Source organism: uncultured Phenylobacterium sp. (assembly GCF_902826855.1).
Lineage (GTDB): Bacteria > Pseudomonadota > Alphaproteobacteria > Caulobacterales > Caulobacteraceae > Phenylobacterium.
The window spans coordinates 1-6,544 of record NZ_CADEGK010000230.1 but is presented as its reverse complement, the minus strand read 5'-3'; the positions used below and the strand labels follow the sequence as shown (position 1 = coordinate 6,544).

Annotated in this window: 7 protein-coding genes; 4 read left to right on the top strand and 3 right to left on the bottom strand. The window is 69.1% G+C overall.

Annotated features, from left to right (window positions below):
* The 4 genes from QZV94_RS21725 to QZV94_RS21710 form a co-directional block, all read left to right on the top strand.
* On the top strand, window positions 1–896 hold an 896-nt coding region (locus QZV94_RS21725; RefSeq protein WP_293681853.1), incomplete at its 5' end, for a class I SAM-dependent methyltransferase.
* Window positions 896–1,423, top strand: coding sequence for a dTDP-4-dehydrorhamnose 3,5-epimerase (rfbC, locus tag QZV94_RS21720; RefSeq protein ID WP_293681851.1), 528 nt, complete (start codon window positions 896–898; stop codon window positions 1,421–1,423). The genes QZV94_RS21725 and rfbC, both read left to right, overlap by 1 nt.
* Before the next feature lie 4 nt (window positions 1,424–1,427).
* Complete coding sequence (locus tag QZV94_RS21715; protein WP_293681849.1) at window positions 1,428–2,375, top strand: NAD(P)-dependent oxidoreductase; 948 nt, start codon at window positions 1,428–1,430, stop codon at window positions 2,373–2,375.
* 48 nt (window positions 2,376–2,423) lie between these two features.
* Entirely contained in the window at window positions 2,424–3,164 is a 741-nt protein-coding gene (locus tag QZV94_RS21710) for a class I SAM-dependent methyltransferase (RefSeq protein ID WP_293681847.1), read from the top strand.
* An 11-nt stretch (window positions 3,165–3,175) separates the two neighbouring features.
* Here the strand turns inward: QZV94_RS21710 and QZV94_RS21705 are convergent, their stop codons facing one another.
* From QZV94_RS21705 to QZV94_RS21695, 3 genes are all read right to left on the bottom strand, one after another.
* Complete coding sequence (locus QZV94_RS21705; protein ID WP_293681845.1) at window positions 3,176–5,482, bottom strand: tetratricopeptide repeat protein; 2,307 nt, start codon at window positions 5,480–5,482, stop codon at window positions 3,176–3,178.
* 61 nt (window positions 5,483–5,543) lie between these two features.
* Window positions 5,544–5,828, bottom strand: a complete 285-nt coding sequence (locus QZV94_RS21700) for a SemiSWEET family sugar transporter (RefSeq protein ID WP_293681843.1) — start codon at window positions 5,826–5,828, stop codon at window positions 5,544–5,546.
* Between the two features lie 4 nt (window positions 5,829–5,832).
* Window positions 5,833–6,486: a sensor histidine kinase gene (locus QZV94_RS21695; protein ID WP_293681842.1), complete on the bottom strand. Its 654-nt coding sequence runs from the start codon at window positions 6,484–6,486 to the stop codon at window positions 5,833–5,835.
* Window positions 6,487–6,544: the final 58 nt, after the last annotated feature.

Here is a 6,544-nt window from a genome sequence, read left to right as displayed (position 1 = left end):
TGTTGAAGCACTTCGCGGCCCAGGACATACCCGTGCTCGGCATCGAACCCACGGCAAACACCGCCGAGGCCGCCCGCGTGGTGGGCGTGCGCACGGAGGTCGTGTTCTTCAACGCCGACACCGGCCAGGCGATGGCGGCGCGCGGCGACCGCGCCGACCTGATGGTGGCCAACAACGTCCTGGCCCACGTGCCCGATCTCAACGAATTCGTCGCCGGCTTCCGCCATGTGCTCAAGCCCGAAGGCGTGCTCACCTTCGAGTTCCCGCACCTCCTGAACCTGATCGAGCAGGTGCAGTTCGATACGATCTACCATGAGCACTATTCCTACCTGTCGCTGTTGACCGTCGAGCAGGTCCTGGCCGCCCATGGCCTGCGGGTCTTCGATGTGGAGCTCCTGCCGACCCACGGCGGGTCGCTGCGGCTCTTCTGTTGCCACCAGGCTTCCGGCCACCAGGAGACCGATGCGCTGCGGGACCTGCGCGCGATGGAGGCGGCCGCCGGGCTGGCGCGACCAGAGACCTACGATGGCTTCACCGCCCGGGTGGAGGCGGTGCGAGCGAGCTTCCAGGCCTTCCTCGACGCCGCGCGCGACGATGGCAAGGCGATCTGCGCCTATGGTGCGGCGGCCAAGGGCAACACCTTCCTGAACTATTGCGGGACTACGGCGGCGGACATCGTGTGCGCGTACGACGCCAACCCAGCGAAGCAGGGCCGCTACCTCCCGGGGAGCCACATCCCCGTGTTCGCGCCGGCCGCCGTGGCGGAGACGCGGCCGGACTACGTATTGATCCTGCCCTGGAACCTGAAGGACGAGATCATCCGCCAACTTTCCTTCATCGCCGACTGGGGCGGACGCTTCGTGGTCGCCTCGCCTAGGACCCGGGTGCTCGACTGATGCGCCTGGAGGCCACAGAGCTCCCGGGGGTCCTGCGGGTGGAAGCCCAGCCGCATGCCGACCCGCGCGGGCTCTTCGCGCGACTGTACTGCCCGGAAGAGTTCGCCGCCGCCGGCGCGCCATTCACCCCTGCCCAGACCAGCGTCTCGCGCAACCTTGCCGCCGGCACCTTGCGCGGCCTGCACTACCAGCTGGCGCCCTACGCCGAGGCGAAGCTGGTGCGGGTTACGCGGGGCAGGGTGTTCGACGTGGCGGTGGACCTCCGCCCGGACAGCCCCGCTCACCTTCGCTGGACCGCGGCAGAGCTGTCCGCCGACAACCTGACCGCCCTCTACATCCCCGAAGGCGTCGCCCATGGCTTCCTGACCCTGGAGCCCGACACCGACGTGCTCTACCAGATCACGCCCGCCTACACGCCCGGCCACGAGGCCGGCGTGCGCTGGAACGACCCGGCCTTTTCGATCGCCTGGCCGGCGGCGCCGCAGGTGATCTCCGAGCGTGACGCGTCCTATCCGGACTATCGGTGACCCGATGGGGCGCAGGGTCCTGCTCACCGGGGGAAGCTCCTTCACCGGACTATGGATCGCCGAGGCGCTGGCGCAGGCCGGGTTCGAGGTGCTGGCGCCCCTGCTGCGGGAGCGTTCGGCCTATGAGGGCGTCCGCTTGGAGCGGGTGCGGCGGCTGGAGCGCTGCGCCGACGTCACCTTCGCCCGACCGTTCGGCTCGGACGCGCTCTTGTGCGACATCCGCGCCAGCGGCGGGGTCGACGTGCTGGCCCATCATGCCGCGCACATCACCAACTATCGCGATCCCGCCTTCGATGCCGCAGACGCCGTGGCCCGTAACACCAACGGCCTCCCGGCGACGCTGGCCGCGTTGCGAGACGCAGGCGCCGGTCTGGTGATCCTGACGGGCAGCATCTTCGAGGCCGGGGAGGGCGGGGACGGGCCCGCCGCGCCGTGGGTGACGCCCTACGGCCTGTCCAAAACCCTCACCCGCGAGGCCTTCGACGACGCGGTCGGGGCGGCCGGCCTACGCTTCGCGCGGTTCGTCATCCCCAGCCCCTACGGGCCGTTCGAGGAGCGGCGCTTTGGCTGGCACCTGTTCCGCAGCTGGTTCGCCGGCGAGACGCCGCTGGTCCGCACGCCGCTCTACATCCGCGACCACCTGCCCGCCCCGCAGCTGGCGGCCGCCTACGTGGCCTGTCTCACCCGCTGGTTGGCGGACGACGATGGCGAGCGGGTGGCCCGACCCTCGGGCTGGATCGCCTCGCAAGGCGACTTTGCAGCCCGCGTAGCCGCCGAGGCCGCCCGCCGGCTTGCCTTCGGCTGCCCGCTGGAGATGGCGGACCAGTCCAGCTTCGACGAGCCGCGTGTGCGCGTGAACGCGGACCCGGGCGCCGGTGGGGACGAGACTGCGTTCTGGGACGACTATGTGGGCTGGTACGCCAACCTTCACGCCCGCGGCGAGCTGGTCTAAGAGGCGCGGGCGGCGTCGCGCCCGAAAACTCCCGAAAGGCTGGATGACGTGGAGCCTCCCTACTATCGCAGCCGCTTCTTCTGGGGTGTCGACGACCACGTCGCGTTCAACAAGGGCATCGACGAACTCCAGGCCGCGGCGCGGGTGAAGCGCGGCTGGTTCGCCGGCGACAACTTGATCGCGTTCGGGCGCAACCTCGGCTTTGTGGACGATGCGCCTTTCATGCAGGCTTACCGGACGCACGCCAAGACGCACAGCGAGCGCGGCATCATCTGGCGCACCCATGTCGTCGTATGGGCGGCCCGCCAGGCGGCGCGCCTGGAAGGCGGCTTCATCGAGTGTGGAACCTACAAGGGGACGACCAGCCGGATCATGGCCGACGTCGTTGACCTGAGCGACCGGGAGGTCTTCCTCTACGACCTCTTCGAACATGAGCGCGGCATGGCCCATCACTCTATGCCCGAGCATGGACCCGAGCTCTTCGAGTCCGTGGTTGCGCGTTTCCCGGAGCCGAACATCAAGGTGATCCGCGGCTTCGTCCCGGAGAGCTTCGAGCAGGGAGTCCCGGACCGCATCGCCTTTGCGCACATCGACATGAACAACGCGCCTGCCGAGATCGCTGCGCTGGAGGCCATCGAGGCGCGGTTGGTCCCGGGCGCGATGATTGTGCTGGACGACTTCGGGGCGGCCCCGTACCGGCCCCAGCATCTCCAGGAGACGAAGTGGTTCGGCGATCGGGGCAGGTTCGTGCTGGAGCTGCCCACCAGCCAGGGACTGGTGATCTGGTAGCTGAGGGTGGCTCAGGCCGGCTGCGCCAGCCTCGGCGACGACGACCTGACCGCCTGTTCCATGACGTCGTAGAAGTCCGCCGCCCAGGTCTCGGTGCGGCCAAGTGGGCTGTCCTTCAGCCGCGTGCGCATGTTGGCCCGCAGGTCGGCGATGCGCGCCGGGTCCTTCGCCAGCCCCACCGCGGCTTTGATGTAGCCGTCTAGCGTCGTGGCGCAGAGGTCGCCCAGCCCGACATTTGTCAGCACCGAATAGCTGAGCCGTTCGTAGGGCGCGGGGCCCACCAGCGAGACGCAGGGCGCGCCCATCCAAAGGGACTCGCAGGTCGTCGTGCCGCCGGTCTGCGGGAACGTGTCGAGCGACATGTCGATCCGGCCATAGTGGGGCAGGTGGGCGCCGCGCACGGCTTCGAATTGGATACGCTCGCCCTCGATCCCCTCGGCGGCGAAGGCGCTGCGCAGGTTTGCCTGGAAGCTGGCCCCGCTGCTCTCCGGACGGATGAACAGGAACCGGGATTGCGGGCACTGCGCCATGATCCGCGCCCAGGTCCTCAGCACATCGCGGCTGTATTTGTGGGGCTGGTTGGCGGTGCCGAAGGTGACGTAGCCGTTTCGCGCAATGGGTGGGATCGTCTCCAGCGGTGGCTGGTCCTTGAAGATCACCGGGCTCAGCGGATACCAGGCGTGCCGCAGCATGAGCGGCTTTTCGAGCAGGAACGTCGGTTCGGCAGGCGCGACGTAGGGGTCGCAGACGAAGTAGTCGATCGCCTCCAGCCCGGCCGAATGCGGATAGCCCAACCAGCTCGCCTGCACCGGCGCGGGGCGGTACGCCATCACCTCGAGCTTGTTCATATGCGTCGAACCGCCGAGCTCGATCAGCATGTCGAGTTGGTCCTCGGCGATCTTTTCCGCCGCCCCGGCAGCGGAGATATCCGGCCACCACCGGTAGGCCGTGACACGCCGGGCGATGTGCCGTTGCGCGTCGTCCTCCCTGCCCTGGTAGAACGAATAGACGAACACCTCGAAGCGCTGGCCGTCCAGGTGGTCGAACAGCGGCAGGGCGAAGTAGCCCACCGGGTGCTGGCGCAGGTCCGACGACATGAAGCCAAGCCGGATCTTGCCGCCTGGTGGGCGGGGCGGGGGGCGCTTGATCGGCCGGCGCGCCACGGCCGCCTCGGTCATTCGGCCCCAGATCCGGTGCTGTTCCATCACCTCCGCGCGGTCCGCATCGGTGCGTACGTGGGCCATCTGCTTCATCAGAGCGGTGTGACGGCCGCTGGAGGCCCAGCTACGGCCCAGGGTCCTGAAGTCGCCGATCTGTTCCAGGGCCTCGAAGTCGCAGACCCGGCCGAACACCTCGGCCATGATCTTGGTGAGGCCTTCGTCGAACTCCGCCCTGCGCGGGAGCAGCCCCTTGGCGAGGTGGTAGGCCTCCTCGATGTGGCCGCCTTCGTCGCCGACTCGGGTGCGCTCCAGGTTCTCGATCATGGCGCCGGCATAACCGAGCCGGTTCGGCTCGAGCTCGACGGCCCGACGCAGGAGCGTATTGGCGCGCACCCGGTCCCGGTCGGCCAGCAGGCTCCCCAGTTGGTAGTGCAGCCACCCTGCGTCCGGACTGGCCGGGAGCAGCTCCTCCATGAAGGTCTCGGCGCGCCGCGCCTGGCCGGAGCGGCGCATCACCAGCACCTTACCCTCCAGAAGTCGTGCGTTTCCCGGGTTGGCCGCGATGGCCTTGTCCAACAGCGCTTCGGCCTCCGGGCCGCGCTGCTCCTCGTTCAGCAGCCCTGTCATGTCGAGCCAGGCGTCGATGTTGTCCCGCTTCATCGCCACCGATTGGCGCAGGCGCCCGAGCGCCGGTTCGATCTTGCCCTGCTGGCCAAGCGCGCGGCCGAGCTGGCGCAGGTAGTCGGCGTTGCGCGGTTCCAGGCGCACCAGCTTGGTCAGCAACGCCTCGGCGCGCACCGGCTCCTTCAGATCCAGCAGCACGTTGGCGAGGTTGTGCTGGGCGGCCGCCGACTTGGCGTTGACCTTGATGGCCGCCTCCAAGACCTTCACCGCTTCCGGCTGGCGGCGCAGCTTGCGCAGGAGCACGCCGCGCATGTTCATCAGGTCGTAGTCGCGGGGATGGCGCGCCAGGCCGCGGGCGGCGGCGGCCTCGCCTTCGGCGAACCGGCCTGCCGTGTAGAGCTGCAGCGCAAGCGTACGATAGACTTGGACGTTGCGGGCGGGATCCTCGTCAACGGCGGCGCCTAGGTGGTCGATCGCCTCGTCCCTGCGTCCTGCGTTCAACGCCGCCTGCGCAGCCGCCAGCCGATCGGTCATCCGTGGAGTCTTTTCTGCGCGTCGTTCCGCGGCACGACTTAGGGCCACAGGCGCCGGATGGCTAGCCCGCCTTGCCGGCCTGACCGGTCTGGAATCGCCATTTCAGGACCAGGATCGTCGCCGAGAGCAGCAGGCAGACGGTGTTGGCCCCCATCACGGGCCAGGCGCGGGTCATCACCCCGTAGGCGATCCATAGGCCGAAGCCGGTGACAGTGACCGCGTACATCCGCAGCGACACCGAGGTGGCGTCGCGCTCACGCACGATCTTGACGATCTGCGGCACGAAGCTGGTCATCGAGCACAGGGCCGCGCCCGTGCCGATCAGATCGGCGGTGGAAAAGTTCACGCGACTAGCCGCGGGTCGAAGGTTTGACGTCCATGGGAACGCTAACGGTGAGCCGCAAGCCGGGTTGCGCGGTATCGGTGACCAGTTTGCCGCGCAGTTGCTGGACCATCAGCTGGACCACGTTCAGGCCGAAACCGGCAGGCCTGGTGTCGGCGGCCATCCCGACCCCGTCGTCGCTGACCGTGAGCTCGAAGCTCTGGCCGATCCGCCGCAGGCCCACGCGGATCCGGCCCGTGCGCCCGTCGGGAAAGGCGTGGCGCAGCGCATTGCCGACAGTCTCGCTGACCAGCAGCGCCACCGGCGCACCGGAGCGGCCGTCGATGACCAGGGGCTCCAGGTCCAGCTCGATGGCCACGCCCTCGCGACCGGCCGAACTGGCCAGGTCGCCGACGATCTCGCGCACAAGGGCCGCCACCTCGACCTCCTCGGAATCGGTGGCCCAGCCGACGTGGCGGTGCGCGACGCTGACCGCGGCGACCCGCTGCTGCACGGCCCGCAGCGCCTGACGGGCGCCCTCGTCGGCCGCGCGGCGCCCCTGCAGCAACACGATCGAGGAGATCAGCTGCAGGGTGTTCTTCACCCTGTGCTCCACCTCCCGATGGCGCGCGGCCTGGCGCGCGAGCGCGAGCTCGGGGCTGTCCCCTCTGGTCTCGGCCATCCCGTCTCCCGTCGTTAGGCCCTGAGGCGGGCGACCTTAGACCACCCGGGGCCACGCA

Bases quoted from the DNA above. Each gene is read 5' to 3' on its own strand.
- QZV94_RS21695 (WP_293681842.1), bottom strand. From the start codon at position 6,486: ATGGCCGAGACCAGAGGGGACAGCCCCGAGCTCGCGCTCGCGCGCCAG.
- QZV94_RS21715 (WP_293681849.1), top strand. From the start codon at position 1,428: ATGGGGCGCAGGGTCCTGCTCACCGGGGGAAGCTCCTTCACCGGACTA.
- rfbC (WP_293681851.1), top strand. From the start codon at position 896: ATGCGCCTGGAGGCCACAGAGCTCCCGGGGGTCCTGCGGGTGGAAGCC.
- QZV94_RS21705 (WP_293681845.1), bottom strand. From the start codon at position 5,482: ATGACCGATCGGCTGGCGGCTGCGCAGGCGGCGTTGAACGCAGGACGC.